The 25,625-nt window shown below is 35.2% G+C and carries 25 protein-coding genes; 20 read left to right on the top strand and 5 right to left on the bottom strand.

Going from position 1 to position 25,625, the window contains the following annotated elements; all coding sequences use genetic code 11:
- Positions 1-17: 17 nt before the first annotated feature.
- The 5 genes from BZG02_RS03810 to BZG02_RS03790 all read left to right on the top strand — a co-directional run bounded on the left by BZG02_RS03810 (position 18) and on the right by BZG02_RS03790 (position 4,759).
- Entirely contained in the window at positions 18-545 is a 528-nt protein-coding gene (locus BZG02_RS03810; protein ID WP_101260080.1) for a KdsC family phosphatase, read from the top strand.
- 25 nt (positions 546-570) lie between these two features.
- On the top strand, positions 571-1,524 hold the full coding sequence (locus tag BZG02_RS03805; RefSeq protein WP_101260079.1) for a UbiA family prenyltransferase: 954 nt from the start codon (positions 571-573) through the stop codon (positions 1,522-1,524).
- Between the two features lie 10 nt (positions 1,525-1,534).
- Positions 1,535-2,113 carry a Maf-like protein gene (locus BZG02_RS03800; protein ID WP_101260078.1) on the top strand — a complete coding sequence of 193 codons (579 nt, stop codon included), beginning with the start codon at positions 1,535-1,537 and terminating at the stop codon, positions 2,111-2,113.
- Positions 2,114-2,131: 18 nt separating this feature from the next.
- Complete coding sequence (locus BZG02_RS03795) at positions 2,132-2,500, top strand: four helix bundle protein (protein WP_101260077.1); 369 nt, start codon at positions 2,132-2,134, stop codon at positions 2,498-2,500.
- 75 nt (positions 2,501-2,575) lie between these two features.
- Positions 2,576-4,759 carry a S46 family peptidase gene (locus BZG02_RS03790; protein ID WP_245868052.1) on the top strand — a complete coding sequence of 728 codons (2,184 nt, stop codon included), beginning with the start codon at positions 2,576-2,578 and terminating at the stop codon, positions 4,757-4,759.
- A gap of 116 nt (positions 4,760-4,875) precedes the next feature.
- Here the strand turns inward: BZG02_RS03790 and BZG02_RS03785 are convergent, their stop codons facing one another.
- Entirely contained in the window at positions 4,876-5,688 is an 813-nt protein-coding gene (locus tag BZG02_RS03785; RefSeq protein ID WP_143470411.1) for a hypothetical protein, read from the bottom strand.
- Positions 5,689-6,015: 327 nt separating this feature from the next.
- Between BZG02_RS03785 and BZG02_RS03780 the strand changes: the two genes are divergently transcribed.
- From BZG02_RS03780 to BZG02_RS03730, 11 genes are all read left to right on the top strand, one after another.
- On the top strand, positions 6,016-6,363 hold the full coding sequence (locus BZG02_RS03780; RefSeq protein WP_143470410.1) for a DRTGG domain-containing protein: 348 nt from the start codon (positions 6,016-6,018) through the stop codon (positions 6,361-6,363).
- A gap of 6 nt (positions 6,364-6,369) precedes the next feature.
- Entirely contained in the window at positions 6,370-6,783 is a 414-nt protein-coding gene (locus BZG02_RS03775) for an ATP-binding protein (RefSeq protein ID WP_101260290.1), read from the top strand.
- Positions 6,784-6,790: 7 nt separating this feature from the next.
- Positions 6,791-8,158, top strand: a complete 1,368-nt coding sequence (locus tag BZG02_RS03770) for a [Fe-Fe] hydrogenase large subunit C-terminal domain-containing protein (protein WP_101260075.1) — start codon at positions 6,791-6,793, stop codon at positions 8,156-8,158.
- Between the two features lie 99 nt (positions 8,159-8,257).
- A complete protein-coding gene (locus tag BZG02_RS03765; protein ID WP_101260074.1) occupies positions 8,258-8,593 on the top strand; it encodes a serine kinase in 336 nt (111 codons plus the stop codon).
- Positions 8,594-8,603: 10 nt separating this feature from the next.
- Positions 8,604-9,356: a PHP domain-containing protein gene (locus BZG02_RS03760; RefSeq protein WP_101260073.1), complete on the top strand. Its 753-nt coding sequence runs from the start codon at positions 8,604-8,606 to the stop codon at positions 9,354-9,356.
- A gap of 46 nt (positions 9,357-9,402) precedes the next feature.
- Positions 9,403-9,771: a four helix bundle protein gene (locus BZG02_RS03755; RefSeq protein ID WP_101260072.1), complete on the top strand. Its 369-nt coding sequence runs from the start codon at positions 9,403-9,405 to the stop codon at positions 9,769-9,771.
- Between the two features lie 47 nt (positions 9,772-9,818).
- On the top strand, positions 9,819-10,358 hold the full coding sequence (locus BZG02_RS03750; RefSeq protein WP_101260071.1) for an ATP-binding protein: 540 nt from the start codon (positions 9,819-9,821) through the stop codon (positions 10,356-10,358).
- A gap of 26 nt (positions 10,359-10,384) precedes the next feature.
- Positions 10,385-10,777 (top strand): (2Fe-2S) ferredoxin domain-containing protein, encoded by a 393-nt coding sequence (locus BZG02_RS03745; RefSeq protein WP_101260070.1) that lies wholly within the window; start codon positions 10,385-10,387, stop codon positions 10,775-10,777.
- Between the two features lie 20 nt (positions 10,778-10,797).
- Complete coding sequence (locus BZG02_RS03740) at positions 10,798-12,591, top strand: NADH-quinone oxidoreductase subunit NuoF (protein WP_101260069.1); 1,794 nt, start codon at positions 10,798-10,800, stop codon at positions 12,589-12,591.
- 22 nt (positions 12,592-12,613) lie between these two features.
- Entirely contained in the window at positions 12,614-14,377 is a 1,764-nt protein-coding gene (locus BZG02_RS03735) for an NADH-dependent [FeFe] hydrogenase, group A6 (protein WP_101260289.1), read from the top strand.
- Positions 14,378-14,489: 112 nt separating this feature from the next.
- Positions 14,490-14,969, top strand: a complete 480-nt coding sequence (locus tag BZG02_RS03730) for an NADH-quinone oxidoreductase subunit NuoE family protein (protein ID WP_101260068.1) — start codon at positions 14,490-14,492, stop codon at positions 14,967-14,969.
- A gap of 244 nt (positions 14,970-15,213) precedes the next feature.
- Here BZG02_RS03730 and BZG02_RS03725 read toward each other — a convergent pair whose 3' ends face one another.
- From BZG02_RS03725 to BZG02_RS03715, 3 genes are all read right to left on the bottom strand, one after another.
- On the bottom strand, positions 15,214-15,933 hold the full coding sequence (locus tag BZG02_RS03725; protein ID WP_101260067.1) for a LytR/AlgR family response regulator transcription factor: 720 nt from the start codon (positions 15,931-15,933) through the stop codon (positions 15,214-15,216).
- 88 nt (positions 15,934-16,021) lie between these two features.
- Positions 16,022-16,372: a DUF4907 domain-containing protein gene (locus tag BZG02_RS03720; protein ID WP_101260066.1), complete on the bottom strand. Its 351-nt coding sequence runs from the start codon at positions 16,370-16,372 to the stop codon at positions 16,022-16,024.
- Positions 16,373-16,435: 63 nt separating this feature from the next.
- Complete coding sequence (locus BZG02_RS03715) at positions 16,436-17,473, bottom strand: Kelch repeat-containing protein (protein ID WP_101260065.1); 1,038 nt, start codon at positions 17,471-17,473, stop codon at positions 16,436-16,438.
- A 333-nt stretch (positions 17,474-17,806) separates the two neighbouring features.
- Between BZG02_RS03715 and BZG02_RS03710 the strand changes: the two genes are divergently transcribed.
- The 3 genes from BZG02_RS03710 (at position 17,807) to hydG (ending at position 22,079) form a co-directional block, all read left to right on the top strand.
- Complete coding sequence (locus BZG02_RS03710; RefSeq protein ID WP_101260064.1) at positions 17,807-19,177, top strand: DUF4270 family protein; 1,371 nt, start codon at positions 17,807-17,809, stop codon at positions 19,175-19,177.
- Between the two features lie 19 nt (positions 19,178-19,196).
- Positions 19,197-20,438 (top strand): BamG family beta-barrel-assembly machinery protein, encoded by a 1,242-nt coding sequence (gene bamG / locus BZG02_RS03705; RefSeq protein WP_143470409.1) that lies wholly within the window; start codon positions 19,197-19,199, stop codon positions 20,436-20,438.
- A 207-nt stretch (positions 20,439-20,645) separates the two neighbouring features.
- Positions 20,646-22,079 carry a [FeFe] hydrogenase H-cluster radical SAM maturase HydG gene (gene hydG / locus BZG02_RS03700; RefSeq protein ID WP_101260288.1) on the top strand — a complete coding sequence of 478 codons (1,434 nt, stop codon included), beginning with the start codon at positions 20,646-20,648 and terminating at the stop codon, positions 22,077-22,079.
- A gap of 121 nt (positions 22,080-22,200) precedes the next feature.
- Here the strand turns inward: hydG and hydE are convergent, their stop codons facing one another.
- Positions 22,201-23,289, bottom strand: coding sequence for a [FeFe] hydrogenase H-cluster radical SAM maturase HydE (gene hydE, locus BZG02_RS03695; protein WP_101260062.1), 1,089 nt, complete (start codon positions 23,287-23,289; stop codon positions 22,201-22,203).
- Between the two features lie 272 nt (positions 23,290-23,561).
- Between hydE and BZG02_RS03690 the strand changes: the two genes are divergently transcribed.
- Positions 23,562-25,619 (top strand): acetate--CoA ligase family protein, encoded by a 2,058-nt coding sequence (locus BZG02_RS03690; RefSeq protein ID WP_101260061.1) that lies wholly within the window; start codon positions 23,562-23,564, stop codon positions 25,617-25,619.
- Positions 25,620-25,625: the final 6 nt, after the last annotated feature.

Here is a 25,625-nt window from a genome sequence, read left to right as displayed (position 1 = left end):
TCTCAATTCTAAGTAAAATGGCGTTTTTTAAGGAAGATTTAATGAAAGTTGCTGCATTCATTTTCGATGTGGATGGAGTTCTTTCCAATGAATGTATTGTTATCGATTCATCGGGAGAAATGTTGCGCACAGCAAATACAAAAGATGGATATGCTATTCAGTATGCGGTTAAAAAAGGCTATCCTGTTGCAATTATAACTGGCGGAGTTTCCGATGCTGTAGAAAAGCGGTATCGTGGTCTTGGTGTGAAAGATATTTACATGGGATCGAAAAATAAGATAAAAGATTTTGAAGATTTTATTGCCAAATACGATTTAAATCCTGACAATATTATGTATATGGGTGACGATTTGCCTGATTATGAGGTGATGAAGAGGATTGGAGTTCCAACTTGTCCGTGTAATGCAGTAGAGCAAATTAAGGCGATCTCCAATTACATATCCGATAAAGAGGGCGGTTACGGTTGTGTTCGCGACGTAATTGAACAAGTTTTACGTGCCCATAGTAAATGGCTCGAGGCCGATACGAATATTCAAAGTATTTAGTAATAAGTTTAACCCACAAAGCCCAATGAACAGTTACCTAAAATTGATCCGATTACCCAATCTGGTTATTATTGCATTAACTCAATATGTGATGCGGTATTTTATTATTCAACCTATTTTGGGAATCAATGGAATTAAACTTCAGTTATCCGATTGGCATTTTGCTATTCTGGTTTTGGCTACCGTTTGTATGGCTGCTGCAGGTTATGTAATAAATGATTATTTTGATACCAAAGCCGATCGTATCAATAAAAAAGATGTTATTGTAGGACGAAAAATTACAAGACGAGTTGCACTATTTCTGCAACAAATAATTGCAGCTATATCGGTTTTGCTAGGAGCATATATTTCCTATAAAATTGGTCATTGGCAATTTGTTTTTATCTTTTTTATGGGCGGAGGATTGCTTTGGTTTTACTCAACATCCTATAAATATTACTTTTTGCTAGGTAGTTTTTTAATGGCTTTTTTGGTTGCCACCATTCCTTTTTTAGTGGTTATCTACGAGATACCACCGCTTAATAAAACGTATGCCGAAGTACTAATTGCCTCCAAAACTAATTTTAACTATTTGTTATATTGGGTTGGAGCCTTTTCTTTTTTCTCCTTTGTAGGTGTTCTAATTGCGCAATTTATTCGAGATTTACTTTCCATAAAAGGAGATCGTGAAATTCTTCGCCAAAGCTTGCCAATTGTAATTGGTGTAAAGTGGGCAAAAGTCGTTATTATCCTGCTTATTCTATTTTTATCGGTATCTGTTTTTGGGGTTTGGTATCAATTTTTAAATGCTCCTTTAGATCAAATTACTCCGTGGTATTTTGGTATTTTAATTATTTTGCCATTATTTTTATTGGCTTATCGAATTTATCAATTTTCGGAAGGAGATAAGTTTAAGACGGGACTTTTTCTGATACGGTTTGCCATTTTAGCAGGTATTTCATATGCTTTTGTGGTCAATTATATAGTTCATAAATTATAATTTAGTTAACATGCTGAATAATCTAAAAGATTATCAAATAATATTAGCCTCTCAATCGCCTCGCCGGCATGAAATGTTGAAGGATTTGGGATTAACTTTTGAAATAAGAACAAAAGAAATAGAAGAGATTTATCCGGAAGGATTAACACCAGAGCAAATTCCGGTTTACTTGGCAGAGCTAAAAGCGAAAGCATTCGAAAAAGAACTTACATCTAAAGAGCTGGTGATTACTGCTGATACAATTGTTTGTGTTAACGGTTGGATACTGGGGAAACCAAAAGACAGAGAGGATGCGGTAAAAATGCTAAATGCATTATCGAACCAATCGCACCAAGTAATAAGTGGAGTTTGTTTAATGAGTAACGAGAAGAAACTAAGCTTTTCAACAACTACTAATGTGCATTTTAAAGCCTTGTCGGATGAAGAAATCGATTATTACATAGATAATTATAAACCTTACGATAAAGCAGGAGCATACGGAATTCAAGAATGGATTGGATTTATTGGGATTGATGGAATAGAAGGATCCTACTTTAATGTGGTGGGTTTACCTATTCAACGCTTGTATCAGGAATTATTAAATTTCTAATTGCCACTCGAGTTATAAATTAGGAGTAAAAGTATCATCAAAGAAAAGTCTTTTCGGTTTGCTATAAGAATTGTGAAACTATACAAATATCTTATTAGTGAAAAGAAGGAATTTGTATTGAGTAAACAACTTTTACGTTCAGGAACTTCAATTGGAGCAAATGTTGGAGAGAGTCAAAATGCTGAAAGTAAAGCTGATTTTATTCATAAATTGGGAATTGCGCAAAAAGAAACAGATGAATCTTTATACTGGTTAGAATTACTAAGAGAGACGAATTACATTGCAGATGATGAATTTACTTCTATGAAAAGTGACGCGTCTGAATTGTTGAAAATAATTAGAAGTATCATATTAACAACAAAACAAAATAATAAAAAGAAGGATTAGTTTTGATGTAAAGGTTTGGTTTTGCTTGTAACACTCATAATTCATGACTAATAATTCATTACTTAAACACAAATTATGATTAAAAAACTAAGTCTACTTCTTATCGCATTTATATTGCTGATAGGAACACAGGTAAAAGCGGATGAGGGAATGTGGATTCCAATGCTTTTAAAAAAATACAACATTGAAGAGATGCAAAAAGCTGGATTTAAGCTTTCTGCGGATGATATTTACGATATCAATAAGGCATGTTTAAAGGATGCCGTTATTGGTTTAGGACGCGAGGGAAGTCCTTTTCATCACTTTTGTACTGGCGAATTAATTTCGGATAAGGGATTAATTGTTACCAACCATCATTGTGGCTATGGTGCAATACAGAATCATTCAACTCTGGAACACGACTATTTAAAAGATGGTTTTTGGGCAATGAGTCAAGAAGAGGAATTGGTGAATGAAGGAATAACTGCTTCATTTTTAATTCGTATGGAAGATGTTACTGCGCAAGTTTTAGATAGTATTACCGATGAAACAAAAGAGGTGGATCGTCAGAAAATGATTCAAAAGCGAATTAAAAAAATTCAGGAAGCAACAGAAAAGGATTCAGACTATCGTGCAAGCGTAAAAGCTTATTTTGATGGGAATCAGTATTTTCTTTCAGTTTACGAAATATATAAGGATGTTCGTTTAGTAGGTGCTCCTCCATCAGCAATTGGAAAATTTGGCGGCGATACCGATAATTGGATGTGGCCTCGTCATACTGGAGATTTTTCGATGTTTCGAATTTATGCCGATAAAGACAATAAGCCTGCTTCTTACTCGAAAGAGAATGTTCCAATGGTACCAAAACAGTCGTTCAAAATTTCTTTAAAAGGGGTAAACGAAGGCGATTTCACAATGGTTTTCGGATATCCTGGAACCACTACGGAATATCTAACATCTCATGCTTTAGATTTAATGACTAAGGTGGATAATCCTCATAAAATCAAAATCAGAACAAAAAAATTAGATCTGATGAGAGCGGACATGGACGCTTCTCCATTGGTTCGAATTCAGTATTCTGCAAAATATGCAGGGGTTGCAAATTCTTGGAAAAGATGGCAAGGAGAGATTACCGGCCTGAAGCGATTGGATGCTATTGCCAAGAAAAAAGAATTGGAAGAGAATTTCGAAACTTGGGCGAATAGCACCGATGATTTGAAGAAAAAATATGCTGGAATTGTTGCTGAAATGGGCGCTTTGTATACCGAATTAGCACCAACGAGTCTGGCTCGCGATTATGCTATTGAAGCAGGTTTGCGTGGAGCCGAAGCTGTAACTTTTGCCTATAATTTTAAAAAGTTGGCGGGTTTAACTAAAAAAGATCAGAAGGATATTCCTGATTTGCTTACAGAATTAAAGAAGTCGAGTGCCGAGTTTTTTAAAAATTATAATAATCCTACGGATAAAAAACTTTTGGCTGCTTTATTGAAAATGTATAGCGAGAATTTGACAGATGAGTATTTGCCAAAAGAAATTATAGCTATTCGAGACAAATATAAAGGTGATTTTGAAGCTTATGCTGAGAAGGCAATGGCTAAATCGGTATTTGCCGACGAGAATAAATTGAATAATCTGTTGAATAATTATAAGTTATCTTCGGGAAAACGCTTGACCAAAGATCCAATTTTTGTATTAGCAAATAGTATCTATTTCTTTTACGAAGCCGAAATTGCTCCGAAGTATAGTAAAATTCTTACAAAAACAACAAAACTACAACGCATCTATATGGCGGGTTTAATGCAGATGCAAAAGGATAAAATCTTTTATGCAGATGCCAACTCAACATTTAGAGTTCATTATGGAAAAGTGTCTGGTTATAAGGCACGTAATGCCGTAACTTACGATCATTATACTACATTAGAAGGAATCATCGAGAAAGATAATCCAGAGATATTTGATTACGATGTTCCTCAAAAGCTGAAAGCTCTTTATCAGACTAAGAATTACGGAAGCTATGCAAATGCAAAGGGAGAAATGCCGGTTTGTTTTGCAGCAACCAATCATACTACAGGTGGAAATTCAGGTAGTCCGGTTTTAAATGCTAATGGAGAGTTAATCGGTTTAAATTTCGATCGTGCTTGGGAAGGTGTAATGTCCGATTTAATGTACGATGCGGAAATTTGCCGTAACGTATCATTAGATATTCGCTACGTATTATTTATTGTTGATAAATTTGCCGGAGCGGGTTACTTGCTAGACGAAATGAATCTTGTGAAATAGTTTTTTAAGAGACTTACTTCCCAATCTATAAAAAGGAATTACTGTTAAAGGTAATTCCTTTTTTATTGCCATTTAGAAGTAAACGATAAATGGTAGAGTAGAATATCCATCGACTGTTAGTCGCAGGGTAGATAGTAATCTTTTAAAGGATTAATGAATAGAATTGGATTCTCTTCTTTTTTAAGAATGCATTTTAATTCGCTTGGTCCGCAATAGGAAGCAATCCAGCCAGGATCCCGATTCGATATCAGTACAATTAAAGCGGAATCAAGACTTTTCGAATAGGTAATGGCTTCCCGATTTATATTTTTACTTTGACAACTTGCCTTCACTGTTTTATATTCGAAGGAAAATTGTTCAAACATTTTTTTAGTGAATAAAAGAGTTGCTTTAATGGTACGAAGATATGCTTCGTATTTTTCGTTTGGTGCAATGATATGAATAAGCGCATTATTGAAACGCCCAAAGTAGCTAGCCCATATCATTTTCTCCTTACTTTCCTTTTTATAATTTATGGGTACAATTATATTTTTATAATCGTAATCGACTTTTGTGTGTTCTGTTACGATAATAGATGGGATTTTTGCATCAAATATCCATTTAAAAATAGAATGATTCTTCGGGAAATAGCTCAAGGATTCTCTCCGAAATTGAGTAACAATAAATATTGCATCTAATTCTTGTATACAATGATTTGGTTCACTCTTATGATTTTTTAGTATCATAAGTTGGTAAGGAATTGCGTACAAATTATTCTTTTCGATAAAATTCTTAGCGGGCAATAGATCTTGATTCTTTTTGGAAGGATAGTAGCCAAACGCAACCTCCGATTTAAAAAACTTTGCCAAGCTAAAAGCGTGCCTTATCGCTACCTCCGAATAGTGAATATCTTGAATTATTACTAGTATATGTTGTTTTTTAAGACTCATTGAATAAAGAAAAAAATAAGTATTTGTTTGTCGGCATTTGCTTACCTGCGAATATAAAGAAAAAATTTCTGTTCGTTTTATTCTTAAGAGAAGAAGAGTTTTTTTAGAAAATATTGACATAAAAAAGAGGATGTATTTATGGTAAAATGAATAGCTATAAATGTAAGACATCAGAATAACTTATGTTTTTACTGAGTTATTTAGATTAAATATGTATTTTATTATTTTGTCGCTATTCCATTAGATATCATTTATTAATCCTACTCAATTACTTATCTTAGTCCCATTGTAAATGATTAATTGATAAACATAAGTTGATACTGCGATATGGTGAAAGTAGTGGATGTAGTTGATAAACTTAATGCAAAAGTTATTTGTGGAAAAAATGGTTTAAATCAGGATATAGATTTCGGATTTGCATCGGATTTGATGAGTGACGTTTTGACATTAGATACAGATAATCTTCTGTTAGTCACCGGGCTAAACAATCTTCAAACGATAAGAACATCGGAAATGTCAGATATTTCTTTTATCTTATTTGTTCGGGATAAGAAGGTTTCGCAGGAAATGAAAGAACTGGCTTGCGAAAATAATATAACCCTAATAGAATGTAGTTATTCTATGTTTAAGGCATGTGCGGTTTTGTATGAAATGGGTTTAGAACCAGTATATTAGATGGGAATGAAATTTACATTTGTTATTGAAGGGGGAAATTTTTCTAAGGCAGGAACTGCCTCTAGCGAAGTGAAAAAAATATTAAAGCAATTAAATGTCGATCCAAAAATTATTAAACGAACCGTTGTTTCATTGTACGAGGCAGAAGTGAATGTGGTCGCACACGCTTTTGAGGGGAATATGAATGTTGAAATATTTCCGGATAAAATTGTAGTTCGGATAGAAGATAAAGGACCAGGAATTCCTGATATCGATATGGCAATGCAAATAGGTTTTTCTACAGCGACACCAGAAGTTCGCGAAATGGGCTTTGGTGCAGGTATGGGATTGCCTAATATTAAAAAGAATTCCGATCGGATGAATATAAGCAGTACCATTAATGTGGGAACTCAATTAGAGATTGTTAACTATTTGAAATAATTGAAGAATGGAGAAAGCTCATTTTTATCATGCACTTAAAGTTGTTAAGGAGGTTTGCATTGGATGCACACATTGTATGAATGTGTGTCCAACTTCGGCAATTCGTGTTAAAAATGGTTTGGCTGTTATCAATAAAAATGCTTGTGTTGATTGTGGTGAATGTTTAAATGCTTGTCCGGTAAATGCCATTATTGTCGAACAGGATGACTTTTCTCAAATATTCAGTTTTAAGCAACGTGTTGCTCTCTTACCAACAGTTTTATTAGGGCAGTTTCCTAACGATATATCCGAAAAACAAATATATTCTGTGATACAAGAGCTGGGCTTTACTCATGTGTACGAAGTAGATGAAACGGTCGATATTCTTACCGAGGCTACTAATACATACATGAATAAACATCATCAGGAACGTCCGTTCATTTCTAGCTTCTGTCCCGCAATCGTTCGCTTAATTCAGGTGAAGTTTCCAGCTTTGGTCGAACACATCATTCATTTAAAACCTGTAATTGATATTTCCGCTTTATTTTATCGTAAGAAACTTAAAGATGAAGGGTTTACAGATGATGAAATTGGAATTTTCTACGTTACACCATGTGCTGCAAAAATTGCTGCTGTAAAAAGTCCTGTTGGGGAGGATAAATCTTTTATTGATGGTGTTATTAATATGGACTTCATCTACAATAAGGTTTTACTAAGTATCAAACAGAACAAAACTTCAGGAAGTAAATACGAATTAAATAAACACATGTCGCGGCGAAGTATTGGCTGGACATTAACAAATGGGGAAGCTTCACAATATGCTGGCAGATGCTTGGCAATCGATGAAATTCATAATGTAATTGAAGTACTCGAGAAGTTGGAGAATGAGGAAATTACCGACGTTGACTTTTTGGAGTTGCGGGCATGTGATCATTCTTGTGCTGGTGGAGTTTTAACTACCGAAAACAGATTTTTAGCAATAGAAAGATTACGAAAAAGAGCAGATTGGTATCATCGAAATAAACCAATTATTCTGGAAGAGAAAGAAGTGGAAAAGTATCGCACTTACCTATTGGGAAATATTTCCATCAAGAATATTGAACCTCGATCTATTTTAAGTCTTGATACAGATATGATGGAGGCCATGAAAAAGATGGAGAAGATCAATCGTATTTTAAAAGTGTTGCCAGGTATCGATTGTGGTGCATGTGGCGCACCACGTTGTCAGGCTTTAGCAGAAGACGTAGTGCAGGGGAAAGCAAAGATGACGCAGTGTGTTTTTCTACAAAAAATGTTGACTAAGGAAGGTTTAATTACGCCACAGGAGTCATTTGATATATCAGAAAATACCTGGGGGGTAAAAAGGTTTGAAAAGAAAAGTTTAAACGATCATTAATATTATGAAACGTCCATGTCAATGCAATTTTGACACACAGGGAAATGATTATCCCAGCATGGTAAGTTCCATATGGCAAAAACTTGAAATTATAATCATATGAAAGTACAGGATATAGTTGAAGCATTAGGATTAAAAGTTTGTAGTGGATCTGCAGGATTGAATCGCGAGATTGAAGGGGGATATACCTCCGATTTATTGAGTGATGTGATGGGAAATGCAGATGAAAATCAGGTTTGGGTGACTTTGCAGACTCATAAAAATATCATGGCAATAGCGTCTTTAAAAGAGTTAGCTGCAATTGTTCTTGTAAAAGGATATGAACCGGAAGCCGATGCGGCAAAGCAAAGTAATGTGGAAGGAATTCCTATTCTTTCCTCAACAGAGGAGGCGTTTGAGTTATCAGGGAAATTATTTGAACTTTTGAAAGCATAAAGGATATAGAATGAAGGTTTTTCGAGCAGATTTACATACACATACGGTTTTATCTCCTTGCGGAGATTTAGAGATGAGTCCTGTAAATATTGTTCGGGCAGCAAAAGAACGTGGACTTGACATATTGGGGATAAGCGATCATAATTCAACTTTGCATGCCACTTTAATTAAGCAATTGGCACAAAAAGAGGGAATTATGGTGCTAATGGGAGCAGAGGTAACTACTAAAGAAGAGGTGCATTGCTTATGCTTTTTTGAAACGGAAGACTTGCTTTCTGAGTTTCAAATTTACTTGGACAGATATTTGCCTAAAATACCAAATGACACCAAATACTTTGGTTATCAGGTTGTGGTGAACGAAGAGGAGGAGATAGTACAGGAAATAGATAATTTATTGATATCAGGATTGAGTCAGGGAATTAATGAGATAGAACAGAAAGTTCATGAACTGAAAGGTTTGTTTATTCCGGCTCATATTAATAAAACACAAAATAGTATTATAAGTCAGCTAGGTTTTTTGCCGACAGATTTAAATGTGGATGCTTTGGAAATTTCAATGCATATCACAAAAGAAGAATTTTTAAGTAAAAATAAGTACCTGAAAGGATATACTTTCATTCAAAGTTCAGATGCTCATTATATTGAGAATATTGGGAATGTGTGTACTAAGTTTACAATGAAGGAAGCAAGTTTTTCGGAAATTAAAAAGGCACTTAAAGGGGAAGACGGACGAATAGTTGAATTGGAAGAGAGATTAAAGTAAAAGGTTTAAAGCAGCAATTGGCGTTTGGCTTTTAGCAAAAAAAAGAATGAGAAATTTCAGGAAGTTAAATGTTTGGCAAAATGGAATATCAATACTTAAAAGGATTTATCGATTGGTAGAATTGCTTCCTGAGAATGAAAAATATGGATTGAGAAGTCAAATATGCAGGGCTGCAGTTTCGATTCCTTCAAATATAGCGGAAGGTTGTAGTAGAGGAAGTGATAAAGATTTTGTCAGGTTTTTAGAAATAGCATTGGGATCATTATTTGAATTAGAGATACAGTTTTTATTTGTTCAAGAATTAAAATATTCGAATCAAGAAGACAGTAAATTGTTGTCTATGATTTTAGAAGAAGAGAAAATGATTAGTGGGTTTATTAATAAACTTAAAGCTGAAATTTATAAAGCTAAATGAGAATAATGCTTTTAGCTAATACCTTTAAGCTTTAACCTAAAATTAAAATGAAAGACTTGTCTTTACATATTATGGATATTATCCAGAATTCGGTTCGGGCGGAAGCCTCTAATGTCGAATTGGAAATTAAAGAGGATTTGGAGAAAGATATCTATTCTATTTCGATAAAAGATGATGGATGTGGAATGTCGGAAGAAGTAGTTAAGAAGGTAACAGATCCTTTTTTTACGACCAGAACTACTCGAAAAGTAGGCTTAGGTTTGTCTTTGTTAAAACAGAGTGCCGAGCAAACCGGAGGGAAATTGGAAATACATTCGAAAGAGGGAGTGGGAACAGTACTAGAGGTTTTGTTTTCTCATAAAAATATAGACAGACCGGTGATTGGTGATATTGCAGGTGTAATGGTATTGTTGGTGAGTGCAAATCCAAACATGGATTTTGTATATCGGCATTGCACAGCAAAGGGGGAATATATTTTTGATACGAAAGAGGTAAAAGAAGTATTAGAAGATGTTTCCGTAACAGATCCTAATATTATGAAGTATTTGAAAGAACTAATAAACGAGAACCTAAACACAATAATATAAATTTTAACCTTTAATAATTTGAGATTATGGCAAAAGTTAAATCCCTTGCAGATCTGAAGAGAATGAAAGACGCGCTTCAGTCGAAAATGGATCTTAGGGAGAAAAGTAACGATCCAGAAGGCCTTGTACAGATTAAAGTTGCAATGGCTACTTGCGGAATTGCCTCCGGAGCCAAAGAGGTGATGGAATTCCTTATTGAGGAAACAGCAAAAAGAGGAATTCGGACCGTAGTTACCCAAACCGGTTGTATGGGATATTGCTATGCAGAACCTACAATCGAGGTTCATCTTCCAGGAAAAGAACCCATCGTATTTGGCGATGTAAATATTAAGAAAGCAGACGAAATTATTGAAAAATACATCAAAAATGGTGAATTGGTGGATGGAATAATACCTGTAAACTACAAAACTCTAGACTAAACCTAAACGAAACAACAATTATGGAAAAGTATAAAATGCATATTCTTATTTGTGGAGGAACCGGTTGTCGGGCTTCTGCAAGTGAGGCTATTCAAAATAATTTGCAAGAAGCAATTAAAGCCAAAGGACTTGATGATGAAGTACAGGTTGTGATGACTGGTTGCTTCGGATTTTGTGAAAAAGGTCCTATTGTTAAAATTCTTCCGGATAATACTTTCTATGTAGAAGTGAAACCCGAAGACGCGGAAGAGCTAATCGAAGAGCATATCGTTAAGGGACGTAAAGTGATGAGATTGCTTTACGTTGATCCTGAAAATAAAGAAGTGATTAGTGATTCCAAACACATGGGATTTTATAAAAAGCAAATTCGAATTGCTCTTCGGAATTGTGGATTTATTAATCCTGAAAATTTAGATGAATATATTGCTAGAGATGGTTATGCCGCTCTTGGAAAATGTTTGGCAGAAATGACTCCTCAAACAGTAATCGACGAGATTAAGGAATCGGGACTACGAGGACGAGGAGGAGGAGGATTCCCAACTGGTTTAAAATGGGAATTTGCTGCCAAAAATATAGCCGACCAAAAATATGTAGTTTGTAATGCTGATGAGGGAGATCCTGGAGCATTTATGGATCGTTCTATTTTAGAAGGAGATCCACATTCTGTTTTAGAAGCAATGGCCATTTGTGCTTACACAATGGGAGCCGATAAAGGGTTAATTTATATTCGTGCCGAGTATCCTTTAGCAATTACCCGATTAAAGGTTGCGATTAAGCAAGCTCGTGAATACGGATTGTTAGGCAATGATATTTTAGGCTCGGGATTTAATTTCGATGTCGAAATGCGTTATGGTGCAGGAGCATTTGTTTGTGGTGAAGAAACAGCTCTGATTCATTCCATGGAAGGTCTTCGTGGTGAACCTACCGTAAAACCTCCTTTTCCTGCTGAATCGGGATATAATGGAAAACCTACTAACGTAAATAATGTTGAAACATTTGCCAATATTCCTGTTATCATTAATAAAGGAGCAAGTTGGTTTAATAAAATTGGAAGCGAAAAATCGAAAGGTACTAAAGTATTCGCATTGGCAGGTAAAATTAACAATGTGGGTTTAATTGAGGTGCCTATGGGAACTACTCTTCGCGAAGTAATTTACGAAATTGGTGGTGGCATAAAAGATGGCAAGAAATTTAAAGCTGTTCAAACCGGTGGCCCTTCTGGAGGATGTTTAACCGAAAAACATTTAGATACTCCTATCGATTTTGATAATCTACTTGCTGTTGGTTCCATGATGGGATCGGGAGGTATGATTGTTATGGATGAGGACGATTGTATGGTATCAATGGCTAAGTTCTATTTAGAATTTACGGTAGAGGAGTCTTGTGGTAAATGTACTCCATGTCGTGTTGGTAACAAACGTCTTCACGAAATATTAGATAAAATTACCTTAGGTAATGGAACCAAAGAAGATCTTGATTTATTAAGAAATTTAAGTAATGTTATCAAAGATACTTCTCTTTGCGGATTAGGACAAACATCTCCAAATCCAGTTCTTTCAACACTAGATAATTTTTACGATGAATATCTTGCTCACATCGTAGATCATAGGTGTCCGGCAGGTCAGTGTAAAGCTTTAATGCAGTACGTGATCGATCCGGAGCTTTGTGTTGGTTGTACGCTTTGTGCACGAAATTGCCCTGTCGATTGTATTTCAGGCGAACGTAAGGAGGCACACCTTATTGATACATCAAAATGTATTAAATGTGGTGCATGTATGGAGAAGTGTAAATTTAATGCAATAAGCATACAGTAAGGAGGATCTTAATATGGAAAAAATGATCAAATTAATCATTGATAAAAAACAAGTAGAAGTACCGCAGGGAACTACTATTTTAGAAGCCGCCAAAGGAATCGGAATTGATATTCCAACTCTTTGCTATATGAATCTTGGCGATATGGGAATTGAACACAATCCTGGTGGATGCCGAATTTGTGTTGTAGAGGTAGAAGGCCGTCGTAATTTGGCACCGTCTTGCAATACAAAATGTGGAGATGGCATGGTGATTAATACTCATAACATTAGAGTATTAAACGCACGAAAAACCGTTATGGAGTTAATGCTTTCAGATCACCCATTTGATTGTTTGGTGTGTGCGAAATCAGGGAACTGCGATCTTCAGTCAATGGCACAACAATTAGGCGTTCGTGAGTTGCACTATAAAGGCGAACAATCTACTTATAAGGTAGACTATTCTCCATCGATTATTCGCGACATGGACAAATGTATTATGTGTCGCAGATGCGAAACCATGTGTAACGAAGTGCAAACAGTTGGAGCTCTTTCTGCTGTAAATAGAGGTTTTCAGTCTGTGGTTGCACCAGCTTTTGAAATGGATTTAGAGAAGTCAGTTTGTACTTACTGCGGACAATGTGTTGCGGTTTGTCCTACGGGAGCTCTTACCGAAAAAGATCACACTAACCAATTAATTAGAGATCTTGCTGATGCTAAGAAAACTGTTGTTGTTCAAACAGCTCCTGCTGTTCGTGCTGCTTTAGGCGAAGAGTTTGGAATGGAACCAGGAACTTTAGTTACTGGAAAAATGGTTGCAGCACTACGTCAATTAGGTTTTGATAGTGTTTTTGATACCGATTTTGCTGCCGACCTAACCATTATGGAAGAGGGCACAGAGTTATTGGATCGTTTAAAGAAACACTTGGATGGAGATAAAAATGTTAAATTACCAATTTTAACTTCTTGTTGTCCTGCCTGGGTGAACTTCTTTGAGCACCACTTTCCGGATATGAAAGAGATTCCATCAACGGCACGTTCTCCGCAACAAATGTTTGGTCCTATAGCTAAGAATTATCTAGCAAAAGAAATGGGAATTAAACGGGAGGATATGATCGTAGTTTCAATTATGCCTTGCTTGGCAAAGAAATACGAATGTCAGCGCGACGAGTTTAAAGTAGATGGCGATCCGGATGTAAATTATTCTATTACTACCCGTGAATTGGCTAACCTGATTAAACAGGCTAATATGGATTTTAAAACGCTTCCCGATGAAGAATTTGATAATCCAATGGGAGAATCTACTGGTGCTGGTGTAATTTTTGGTACAACCGGTGGTGTTATTGAAGCCGCAGCTCGTACAGCATACGAGGTGTATACCGGCAAAACACTTGAAAAAGTTGATTTTGAAGCCTTGCGCGGGATGGAAGGTATTCGAAGTGCAACCGTCGATTTTGATGGACTACCTTTAAATATAGGTATTGCTCATGGTTTAGGAAATGCTCGTAAACTTTTGGAAGATATTCGTGATGGAAAATCGCATTATCATGCTATTGAAATTATGGCTTGTCCTGGAGGTTGCATTGGTGGCGGTGGTCAGCCATTACATCATGGCGATTCTTCAATATTGAAGAAACGCGCAGCGGCTCTTTATCGCGAAGATGCAGGGAAAGCAATTCGTAAGTCTCACGAAAATCCATATATTATTAAATTGTATGAAGAGTTCTTGGGAAAACCATGTGGTGAATTGTCTCATAAATTATTGCACACTCACTATTTCGATAAGAGTAATGATATTGAGATTGAATAGTTTTAAATAGAAATGAGTTTATAGTCCCGATAACTATCGGGATGAGAAATGAGATGCTGGAGAAATTCAGAATCTCAAATCTTAAGTCTCACATCTAAAATCTTAAGATATTATGGCAAAAATTAAATTAGCAAAATCCAAAGTGGAGAAACTTGTGGAGATTTGCAAATCATTCGATAATAAAGGAAGCGAGTTGATTAATGTGCTTCATAAGGCTCAGGAAACCTTTGGTTATCTTCCGGCTGAAGTTCAGGAAACTATTGCTCGAGAATTAAATGTTTCGGTTGCACATGTTTATGGCGTTGTAACTTTCTATTCTTTTTTCTCTATGGTGCCAAAAGGCGAATTCCCAATCTCTATTTGTATGGGAACTGCTTGCTATGTTCGAGGTGCCGAGAAAGTTTTGGAAGAATTCAAACGTCAGCTGAATGTGCCTGTTGGGGAAACTACCGAAGATGGTAAGTTTTCTATTAGCTGTTTGCGTTGCGTGGGTGCTTGTGGATTAGCACCTGTGGTAACCGTTGGTGAACGTGTTTACGGACGTGTTTCTGCTGGCGACGTAGCTGATATCATTAAAGAATATCAGAAATAGGATCGAATTCTGAATTGGAAACCTCTGGCCATTGGTCGGAGGTTTTTTTTGGTATCGTATTAATTGCTTTCTTTAAATATGATGGAAGGAGCAACGAGCTCGCAACAAGCTTCCATCAGCTGATGGAAGTTACTTTCGAGCTCGTTGCAGTTTACATTGGTTAATGTTCCCTTTTTTGAATTATTGTGAGGCGCTAATCTGTTCGGAAAATCGAAAAATTATAACATCAATTATTAAACCGGTATTAATCCCAAATTAGTTCTTGCTCTTTTAAGCTTTTGAAGAAAGAAGGACGAAAAGTATCACCAATAGGAATTCTTTCTTGTCCAATAACAACTCTATTTTTATCAATAGCATCAATTTGTTCGATGGAAACAATATAGGATTTGTGAATTCTTAAAAATCTATCTGCGGGCAGATTAATACACAAATTTTTCATTGTTTGCAGGGTGATAATTTTCTTGTGAATTGTCTGTATCCTGATATAGTCTTTCATTCCTTTAAAAAATAGGATTTCACTGTATTTTACTTTCTCGATCAGTGAATTATTCTTAATAAAGAAAAAATCATTTTTCTTACTTTCAGCTTTAGGATGATCTGTTTTTCTTTGTTTTTGGATGTAAATATTGTTTACCACTCGTATGAACTTTTCAAATGCTACTGGTTTCATAATATAGTCGAATGCACTAAGAAAATGATCTTTGTATTCAAAGGAAGCACAAGTCATGCTGATAATGACTTCTGGTTTTTGAATGCTGAAATTACTCCAATCATTTTTCTGCTGTTGCGCAAATTCCAGATCCATAAACAGTAAGTCTATTTTATTCTTGTCAATATAAGCCTTAGCTTGATCTAAATCAGAAAAACAAGCTTTTATATTTAGGAAGGGAATACTTTCTCCATATTCTTTAAGAGATTTAATATGAGGCAAGTCACGGTCAAGAATAATACAATCAATTATCATGGCCACTAATATAGTAGCTTTTGTCGGGAAAGAATAAAGCTTAACACTATTTAACTACATAGGTTAAATAGTGTTAAGCTCTTTACTTTTATTCGGTAAGGATAGGCTGCTGTAGGGAGTCAATTACCATTAATTCCATAAGGTCTTCTATAGATATAGATACCCTTTTTTTGGATTGTATTCTTTCAAGAACTTTCTCACCAATAATTTTTGCAGATTTTTCAGAAGGGAAGGCATGCTTTTCCTGAATTGCTGGAATTCTGTATTGATTAATGATTGGTTTATTATTTTTTAATATTTTATAACCCCATCCGTCTTCGGTTTTATAGGTTTCCATACTGTGTGTTGGGACTGAATTTCTGTTGGTAAAAAGGTACACAGCAATAAGCAGTACTCCCAAAAGTAAGAATATCAAAAAAAACTGTTTCTTTTTAATCATAAATGTGCTATAAATAAAAAAGGCTGAATCGTAAAGAATCAGCCTTTTTTGAAATTATAATAATTAGTAATTATCAATATCGTCTTCATCAATAGTAGGCTGGAATTCCCATGTGTCATCAAGATAATAAGTCCCTGCACTACCAGTGGTAATATAACCTTTTGTTTGATCTGCATTAGAGAAAGCAACAGCACTAGTTCTTGCAGTTACTTCAGTTTCTAATTCTTCTTTTTCATCCCATTTGTCTGTTGCAGGATCGTATTCCCAAACATCATTTTTTAAGCTGCTAGAACCATAACTTCCTGTTGCAACATATGCTTTGTTGTTAATCACAAAAATAACTGCGTTAGTTCTAAGAACATCTTCGTTGTCGTTATCTTCATCAAGAGCTTCAATATTATCTTCTTCTGCTTGAGATACCCAATCGCCAGCTTCTATATTAAATTTATAGATTTTTTTAAGCATAGCACCAGTATTTAAAGTTCCTGTGCAAATGTAAGCATAGTTACCAATTACAAAAGAACTTGCATTTTCTACTTTGCTACCATGAGTACCCATGTTAATCCAACTAGAACCATCGTACTTATAATAATCATTTAGGTATTTTTTGTCCGCTTCATCTAAGTCTCCGTAACCAGCTCCAACAACACCATAGGTTGGTGTGCTAAAAGCAACAGCACCTTCTCTAACTCCACCAGGGAAAGCAGCTATTTCAGTCCAAGTTTCTGTAGCTGGGTCAAATTCCCAAAAATCAGCATAACGAGTGTAGTCACCATTAAACCCAGTTCCTACATAACCTTTTCCATTTGCAGAAAACGCAACTGCATTTTGACGAAGTTCGAAATTTTCACCCGGACTTTCTACCGAAGTCCAAGTTTCATTTGTTAGATCGAATTTCTTAAAACTGTTTAATCTGTCTTCACCATCGTATCCACAACCTACGTATGCATAGTTTCCAATAGTAAATGTAACAGCGTTATTACGACCTGCACCAGAGAAATCATCTTTCTTAACCCAGTTTCCAATAAGATCATCTCCACTACTACAACTTGCGAATAGAAAGAGGGTAGCAATAATCCCTAATGATAGTACTTTTCTCATTTGTTATTTATTTTTTTCAATGTTAATATCTTGAATAGCCATCTAAAAATTCCATTCTAAAATATGAATTCGAATAGGATTAATTAAGGTTAATAATCCCTGTTTTAAAATATACCAAAGGACAAATATAAACAAAAAACAATATTATTAGTTTTGTGCGACTAAAAACTGATAAATAATTTAGAAATTTTAACTATTGTTTTTAGGGATCGACTTTGTCGATATTTTAATTACATTTGTCAGGAAAATCAACATAGGACATCTATAAAAGTTCTTTGCTGTCTTAATTTTGTTTTAATTTGAGGGACTTTTCAACTAGAATTTATATAAAATATGAATAGATTATTTTTGTTAATTATTATTTTTTCGGTGCTGATTATTGGGTGCAATTCGGAAGAATTTGAAATACACGAATTAGGTGGAAATCTAATTGAAAGCTCTACCGTTGTTACCATGCTAGATACTTTTACAGTAACAAGTTCAACAGTTATTAGGGATTCAGTCCAAACATCTTCCTTGGGAAGCGTATCTGTAGGTCGTTACGTGGATGATTACCTGGGAAGTATAAAAGCAACTTCCTATTCAAAAGTTGATTTGGGTGCCACTTTTAGCTTAGAAACTACCGATAAAGCTCGACTTGATTCTATTGTTTTAGTAGCATATAGTACTGGTATTTTTTGGGGAGATACAACTCAAATGCAAACCATAAATGTACATCGGGTAACGGATCATATCGAAATAAACTCAGATACATTAGCTTATTTTAATACTTACAGCTTAAATATTGATCCAGAGGTATTAGGAACAAAAACATTTGTTGCTCGTCCTAAACGAAAAACTGAGGTTAATTCAGGAGTATATCATGATTTTAGAATTAGATTGAATGACGAATTAGGGCAGCAAATTCTTGATTCTGCTCTTGTTAATGATGGAATTTTGTCTGATGCAACAAGATGGGAAGAATATTTAGAAGGAATTGCTTTGGTTCCTGGAGAGAATGATAATGCCTCCGTTCTTAACTTCCAAACGGATAGTATGAATATTCGATTGTACTATAGAACTGTTGGTAATAGTTCTGGTGGATCAATTGAATCACATCGGGATTTTAAGATTAGTAAAACATTGTCTTTTACAAATTATCAGGCAGATAGATCGAATTCGAACCAATTAGGTACAAATTTAAGTGGTTTGGTTGAGAGTGAGATTGATATTCCATCGGAACAAACAAATAATTTAGCTTTTATTCAAGGTGGTACAGGAATATATACTAAATTGAAATTTCCATATTTGGAATTATTAAATCAACAAGGCGATGCGGTTTCTTTACTGAAAGCAGAATTGCTTTTATATCCGGAAGAGGGAACAGATCAAAAAGAATTATTTCCTTTGAATAAATTGAATTTTGAACTTTATCAGACGGATCGATTGAATCGATTGGTAAGTCAGGTAGTCAATTCTAGAAATAGTCAGATTACTTCTATTTACTATATAGATTATGAAAATCCAGAAGATACTCCTTTAACTTTTGACTTAACTACCTATGTAAGTAACGTGTTGGTTAATGGTATGGATGAGGATGACGGACTTTTAGTGAAGTTAACGGATCAGTACAATAATGCATTTGTTAATAGAATGGTAGTTAATAATGATCCTAATTCAAGTTTGAAAATAAAATTAAGAACAACTTATGCAGTGCAAAAATAACAAACTATTTAGTGTCAGTATGAAAAACTTATATTTCACGATTTTATTGGTATTAGTTAGTGGAGTTCATGTTAGTTTTGCTCAAAATAATACCTCATCACCATATTCTCGATATGGTCTTGGCGAATTAGAACAGGTTGGTGTCGGTCGAGCTTCTGGTTTTGGTGGAGCAAGTCTTTCTTATAGAAATAAAAGCTACTTGTCTATTGATAATCCTGCAGCATTAGCAGCTATCGATAGTTTAAAGTTTATCTTTAATGTTGGTGCATCCTCTAAAATTTCAAAGCTGAATCAAAGTGGGGATTCGGATGTACTCTACGATAATAATATCAGACGTATTTCTTTGGGGTTTCGAATTTCTCCAGAGGTTTCAACAGCAGTTTCGTTGATGCCATATAGTAGCGTAGGATATAATATTTCAACTCTGGAAAGAGTAAATGGAAGTGTTGATTTTTACGAGAGAATACTCTCTGGTTCGGGAGGTTTAAATCAATTTGTGATTAGTAACGGTGTCGCAATTACCGATAAATTATCCTTAGGTGTAAATGCGGTATACTTATTTGGAAATAACACCTCGAATGAGACTATTACACTTAGTAGTACTTATAATTATACGGTTGAAGAATTAATTTCAAAAGGAATATATGGTAATGTTGGACTACAATATAAGGATAACTTCTTTAAGGGATGGGATGTTACTGTTGGAGCAAAGTTTCAACCAAAAATTCAGGTTGCAGCCGAGAAAAAAGAAAGTGTTACCAATTCGAGCTCGGGAACAATAATTGATGATAATACTTTAAGTAAGGGTTCTTTTGATGTGCCAATGACCTATGGTTTTGGATTGGGATTTTCAAAAAATGAACGACTTTGGATTGGTGCTGACTATTTACATGAACAATGGAGTGGAACTAAGATATTAAAGGAAGCTACCGATTTAGTAGATAGGGATCGATTTAGTTTGGGAATGGAGTACGATGCCAATGATGGTTATGCTAGAAAATTCTTAAAGAAAATGACTTATCGAATGGGAGCATTTTACGATTCTGGTTATATTAAAGTTGACGGGATTGCTATTGATTCTTATGGTGTGAGTTTAGGACTTGGAATTCCTATGGCGCAACAAAAAGGTATGTTGAATATCGGAGTTGAATTTGGAAGCTCAGGAAGCTTAAGTAGTAATTTGATACGTGAAGATTATACACGGATTACTATCGATTTTAATTTGTTTGAAACTTGGTTTGTAAAAAGAAAGTATCAATAATAAAAAATATAATTTTAGGAGAACCCAAGCTATTTTTAAGCTTGGGTTTTTTTTATGAAATAAGGATAAGAATATAATAGATCTTAAACTCTAATTTATTATTGAATCAAAATAATAATGTTTAATTTTGCTCTGAAAACTAACAAAATACATGAAATATTTGGATGATATATGTTATCTAAATTTCATGACAATACAGCGCAAAACATGAAAATGATCTACAAACCTCAGGAGTATCGGATCAAAGATGAAAGGATGAAACCTTTTATTGACGAAGCCGAAATTTGGGAGATTTTGGAAGAGGCCCAACCAACTGAAGAAAATGTTCGTCGAATTATTCAAAAGTCATTGGATAAGAATCGGTTAAGCTTGCAGGAAACTGCAGTTTTATTAAAGGTGGAGGACGAAAAGTTAATAGAAGAAATTAAAGCTGGTGCAAGAGAGTTAAAAGAAAAGGTATATGGTGACCGTATCGTTATTTTTGCTCCTTTGTATATTGGTAATAAGTGCGTAAATAATTGTACTTATTGTGGTTTTAGAGCTTCTAATACAAAACAAAAGCGAACAACACTCGGGCACGAGCAAATTAGTGCAGAAGTGAAAGCTTTGGAGGATTCCGGACAAAAGAGATTAATTCTGGTTTATGGCGAGCATCCCATGTATGATGCTTCTTTTATTGCCGATTCGGTAAAAACAGTTTATAAGGTTAAATCGGGTAATGGTGAAATTCGAAGAGTAAATATTAATGCTGCACCTCTCGATATTGAAGGGTATAAAATCGTAAAGGAATCGGGAATCGGAACGTATCAGATTTTTCAGGAAACCTATCATCGCGAAGCTTATGCCAAATATCACCTTAGTGGTAAGAAAAGAGATTTTAATTGGCGTTTAACAGGTCTCGACAGAGCTCAAGAGGCTTTGATTGATGATGTGGGTATCGGCGCATTGTTTGGATTGTACGATTGGAAGTATGAGGTATTAGGCTTGCTTCGCCATGTGAACCATTTTGAGGCTTGTTATAATGTTGGACCACACACAATATCTTTTCCACGTATTAAGGCGGCTTCCGATTCGAATATCGACCCGGAATTTGAGGTGAGCGATAAGGATTTTGTTCGACTGGTTGCTATTCTTAGACTTGCTGTACCATACACAGGTATGATTCTTACTGCAAGAGAAACAAAAGAGATCAGAGAAGAGGTAATTAAATTAGGCGTGTCTCAGATCGATGCAGGTACTAATATTCAATTGGGAGGATATTCCGAAGATAATGCAAAAGAACAAAAGCTAGAGCAGGAACAATTCGAAATAGGTGATCCTCGTAGTTTAGCGGAAGTGATTGATGAGCTTTTAGACAAGAAGTATTTGCCTTCATTTTGTACTGCTTGTTATCGAAAAGGCAGAACTGGAGAGCATTTTATGGAATTTTCGGTTCCTGGTTTTATTAAGCGGTTTTGCACTCGAAATGCAATTTTAACTTTGGCTGAATATCTGGAAGATTACGGAACTTCGGAAGTGAAAAGGAAGGGATATGAATTAATAGATATAAAAGTGGATGAATTAAAAGACTCTCAGGATACGGAAGATTTATTGAAGCGTTTAGATAAAGTAAAACAAGGAGAACGTGATCTTTATTATTAAAAATACTATTTCTTACCGATTAAGAAAAAAGTTCGACATCGTCGAACTTTTTTTTTGTTAAAGAACTAAGATGCCAGGACTTTATATTTCTATAAAAAAAATCAGAAAATTGAACTTACTTTTATTTAATGTGTTTGTTTTTGTAATGTTTTGAATCTCCCCATTCGCCATATCCAATTTCTCCATCAGCCATATTTATTCTGGCTTCCATACAATTTGTACAATCGTCAGCTCCTTCATCTATGCATGGTTTATTTTGATAAAGGAGGTAGTTTGCTCTTTCGGTAGTTGGTGTAATGTTAGGCATAATAACATTAGCGCCAATTCGGATTGCTTTTTCTCTTCCTAACGGATCAATTGCTTGCAGAGCAGTCGAGGAGGCAATATTAATATCCTTCATCATGATTCTTAGTACAGAAATCATTTTCAAGCTTAGTCTAAAACGATCCTTTAAGCTCATTAGTTGATCTTTATACTGATACATCGGAGTTTGATCGTGTTCTATAAATGGACCCATGCCAACCATATCAATATCTATTTTTTGCATAAAAAGCAGATCGTTAGCCAAATCGTCGTAGGTTTGAAAAGGAAGTCCAATCATGACCCCAGTTCCAGTTTGGTAGCCAATTTCTTGAAGGAATTTTAAACATTCTAATCGTGTTTCATGCGAATGCTCTTTATTGTTAGGATGAATTTTATTGTAGAGTTCTTTATTGCTCGATTCAATGCGCAATAAATAACGATGAGCGCCGGCATTAAACCATCTTTGATAGGTTTCTTTTGTTTGTTCTCCTAGCGAAATCGTAATGCCGAGTTCGTTATTACTGATTTTCTTAATTTCTTTTAATAAGTTTTCTATCCGACCAATAAATTGTTTGTCAGCTCGTTCTCCCGATTGAAGTATAAAAGATCCGTACCTGTGCTCGTGAGCAAATTTGGCTGCTTTTACTATTTCTGCATCAGCAATATCATATCTGTTTACTTTGCTGTTGCTGGCACGAATTCCACAGTAAAGACAATCTTTTTTACAGATATTCGAGAACTCAACTAATCCACGGAAGTATACATTATTCCCAACATACTTAAGTTTTATTTCAGATGATTTTGCAAATAATGCTTTTTCATCTTTACCTTCCGATTTTAACAATCGAACAATGTCGTTTTTGGTAAATTGATCTTGTTGCAAGATCTGGTCGATAGTTTTCTCCATTTGGAATTAGTTACTTTTAATTCTGAAGTAAAATTACTGATAAAATTTTAGCTTTTTGTACCGCATCATGCAAAATGGATATTCGCATTACAAACTCTGAATTTGTTTACTTAGTAAATCGTTGATAAAAAAATGATTGGAGAAGTTTGATGGATAAACGATATTTTACGGTAACGTTTGTTTTTGCTTACGGTTTGTTCGATAAATCGCTCTTTTGAGAATAGATTATTATTATATTTGTCGCAAAATAGCAAAATACTAAACAACAAAACATGATAAACGAACAGTTACTTAAACCTAAAAGTATTGTAGTTGTCGGAGGTTCTGATGATGTGCAAAAGCCAGGTGGTAAAGTCCTAAAAAATTTAATTGATGGTAATTTCAAAGGAGAGCTTTATGTTGCTAATCCTAAAATGAATGAGGTACAGGGAATTACATCCTATAAAGATTTGAAGAACTTACCACAGGTTGATTTAGCAATTATAGCTATTGCGGCTAAATTTTGTCCTGCAACGATAAAATTACTTGCGACAGAAAAAAATACAAAAGCTTTTATTATTCTTTCGGCAGGATTTAGTGAAGAGAATGAAGAAGGCGAAAAGTTGGAAAAAGAGATTGTAGAAATAGTTAATTCGGTGGGAGGCTCTTTAATTGGGCCAAATTGTGTTGGGGTGTTAAATTCGAATTACAATGGTGTATTTACCACGCCTATTCCAAGTTTAGATCCGAAAGGATGTGATTTTATTTCAGGTTCAGGTGCTACTGCAGTATTTATTATGGAATCTGGTGTTCCTAAAGGTTTATCTTTCTCAAGCGTATATTCCGTGGGAAACTCTGCCCAAATGGGAGTGGAAGAGATTCTAAAATATTTGGATGAAAGTTTTGATCCGGAAACTAGTAGCAAGGTAAAACTATTATATATTGAGAATATAGATAAGCCCGAAATGCTGCTGAAGCATGCCTCCTCGTTAATTCGTAAAGGTTGTAAAATTGCAGCCATAAAATCGGGTAGCTCCGAAGCTGGAAGTCGTGCGGCATCGTCGCATACAGGAGCTTTGGCAAGTCCAGATGTTGCGGTAAATGCTTTATTTAAAAAAGCAGGAATCGTGCGTTGTAAGGGAAGAGATGAGTTAGCTACAGTGGCTTCCATTTTTATGCATCCCGAATTAAAAGGTAAAAATATTGCTGTAATTACTCACGCTGGCGGACCGGCGGTAATGTTAACAGATTCTCTTTCTAATAATGGTTTGGATGTTCCTCATATCGACGGACCAAAAGCCGATCAATTGTTGGAAAAATTATATGCTGGCTCTTCGGTTGCGAATCCTATCGATTTTTTAGCGACCGGTACTGCCCAACAATTAGGCGATATTATTGACGCTTGCGAAAATGACTTTGATAATATTGACGCAATGGCGGTAATTTTTGGTAGTCCTGGATTATTTCCTGTGTACGATGTTTACAACCTTTTGCACGAGAAAATGAAGGAATGTAAAAAACCAATCTACCCAATTTTGCCATCTATAGTTAATGTAAAGGATGAAATTGAGCACTTCCTAGCGAAAGGAAGAATTAATTTTCCGGATGAAGTGGTGTTTGGTGATGCTTTAGCTAAGGTTTACAATACATCAAAACCTCAGGCAGAAGAAATTGAAATGCCTAAAGTAAATAAGACTGCCATTCGAAAAATTATCGATGAGGCTGAAAATGGTTATCTGAGTCCAGAACAGTTGCATAATTTATTGGATGCTGCAGGAATTAACCGGGCAAAAGAAGGGGTGGCCGATTCGGAGGAAGCGATTGTAGCTTTAGCAAAAGAAATAGGTTTTCCATTGGTGATGAAAGTGGTCGGACCCGTTCATAAATCGGATGTTGGAGGAGTAACTTTAAATGTGAAAGATGAAGCAACTGTTCGTTCCGAATTCAAAAGAATGATGCAGATTAAAGATACGTATGCCGTTATGCTGGCACAAATGCTTAAGGGAACCGAAGTGTTTATTGGCGCAAAACGCGAAGATAAGTTCGGACATATGGTGTTGTGTGGTTTAGGCGGTATTTTTATCGAAGTTTTAAAAGATGTAAAAGCATCATTGGCCCCAATTGCTAAGCAGGAGGCTCATGAAATGATTCAGGGATTAAAATCTTATGGAATTATTAAAGGAGTAAGAGGACAGGAGCCGGTTAATGAAGACAAATTTGCCGAGGCAATTACAAGAGTTGCGGCTTTAATGAAAGTAGCACCTGAAATTTTCGAGATGGATTTAAATCCTTTGCTAGGAAATAAAAATGCTGTTGTTGCTGTTGATGCACGTATTCGAATTGAAAAATAATCCCGA

It is taken from the genome of Labilibaculum filiforme (genome assembly GCF_002843315.1).
Taxonomy (GTDB): domain Bacteria; phylum Bacteroidota; class Bacteroidia; order Bacteroidales; family Marinifilaceae; genus Labilibaculum; species Labilibaculum filiforme.
This window is presented reverse-complemented; position numbering and strand designations above follow the sequence as displayed.

Excerpts from the sequence above, each read along its gene's own strand:
- BZG02_RS03810 (WP_101260080.1), top strand. The coding sequence starts at position 18 with ATGGCGTTTTTTAAGGAAGATTTAATGAAAGTTGCTGCATTCATTTTC.
- BZG02_RS03805 (WP_101260079.1), top strand. The coding sequence starts at position 571 with ATGAACAGTTACCTAAAATTGATCCGATTACCCAATCTGGTTATTATT.
- BZG02_RS03800 (WP_101260078.1), top strand. The coding sequence starts at position 1,535 with ATGCTGAATAATCTAAAAGATTATCAAATAATATTAGCCTCTCAATCG.
- BZG02_RS03790 (WP_245868052.1), top strand. The coding sequence starts at position 2,576 with ATGATTAAAAAACTAAGTCTACTTCTTATCGCATTTATATTGCTGATA.
- BZG02_RS03785 (WP_143470411.1), bottom strand. The coding sequence starts at position 5,688 with ATGAGTCTTAAAAAACAACATATACTAGTAATAATTCAAGATATTCAC.
- BZG02_RS03780 (WP_143470410.1), top strand. The coding sequence starts at position 6,016 with ATGGTGAAAGTAGTGGATGTAGTTGATAAACTTAATGCAAAAGTTATT.
- BZG02_RS03775 (WP_101260290.1), top strand. The coding sequence starts at position 6,370 with ATGAAATTTACATTTGTTATTGAAGGGGGAAATTTTTCTAAGGCAGGA.
- BZG02_RS03770 (WP_101260075.1), top strand. The coding sequence starts at position 6,791 with ATGGAGAAAGCTCATTTTTATCATGCACTTAAAGTTGTTAAGGAGGTT.
- BZG02_RS03765 (WP_101260074.1), top strand. The coding sequence starts at position 8,258 with ATGAAAGTACAGGATATAGTTGAAGCATTAGGATTAAAAGTTTGTAGT.
- BZG02_RS03760 (WP_101260073.1), top strand. The coding sequence starts at position 8,604 with ATGAAGGTTTTTCGAGCAGATTTACATACACATACGGTTTTATCTCCT.
- BZG02_RS03755 (WP_101260072.1), top strand. The coding sequence starts at position 9,403 with ATGAGAAATTTCAGGAAGTTAAATGTTTGGCAAAATGGAATATCAATA.
- BZG02_RS03750 (WP_101260071.1), top strand. The coding sequence starts at position 9,819 with ATGAAAGACTTGTCTTTACATATTATGGATATTATCCAGAATTCGGTT.
- BZG02_RS03745 (WP_101260070.1), top strand. The coding sequence starts at position 10,385 with ATGGCAAAAGTTAAATCCCTTGCAGATCTGAAGAGAATGAAAGACGCG.
- BZG02_RS03740 (WP_101260069.1), top strand. The coding sequence starts at position 10,798 with ATGGAAAAGTATAAAATGCATATTCTTATTTGTGGAGGAACCGGTTGT.
- BZG02_RS03735 (WP_101260289.1), top strand. The coding sequence starts at position 12,614 with ATGATCAAATTAATCATTGATAAAAAACAAGTAGAAGTACCGCAGGGA.
- BZG02_RS03730 (WP_101260068.1), top strand. The coding sequence starts at position 14,490 with ATGGCAAAAATTAAATTAGCAAAATCCAAAGTGGAGAAACTTGTGGAG.
- BZG02_RS03725 (WP_101260067.1), bottom strand. The coding sequence starts at position 15,933 with ATGATAATTGATTGTATTATTCTTGACCGTGACTTGCCTCATATTAAA.
- BZG02_RS03720 (WP_101260066.1), bottom strand. The coding sequence starts at position 16,372 with ATGATTAAAAAGAAACAGTTTTTTTTGATATTCTTACTTTTGGGAGTA.
- BZG02_RS03715 (WP_101260065.1), bottom strand. The coding sequence starts at position 17,473 with ATGAGAAAAGTACTATCATTAGGGATTATTGCTACCCTCTTTCTATTC.
- BZG02_RS03710 (WP_101260064.1), top strand. The coding sequence starts at position 17,807 with ATGAATAGATTATTTTTGTTAATTATTATTTTTTCGGTGCTGATTATT.
- bamG (WP_143470409.1), top strand. The coding sequence starts at position 19,197 with ATGAAAAACTTATATTTCACGATTTTATTGGTATTAGTTAGTGGAGTT.
- hydG (WP_101260288.1), top strand. The coding sequence starts at position 20,646 with ATGAAAATGATCTACAAACCTCAGGAGTATCGGATCAAAGATGAAAGG.
- hydE (WP_101260062.1), bottom strand. The coding sequence starts at position 23,289 with ATGGAGAAAACTATCGACCAGATCTTGCAACAAGATCAATTTACCAAA.
- BZG02_RS03690 (WP_101260061.1), top strand. The coding sequence starts at position 23,562 with ATGATAAACGAACAGTTACTTAAACCTAAAAGTATTGTAGTTGTCGGA.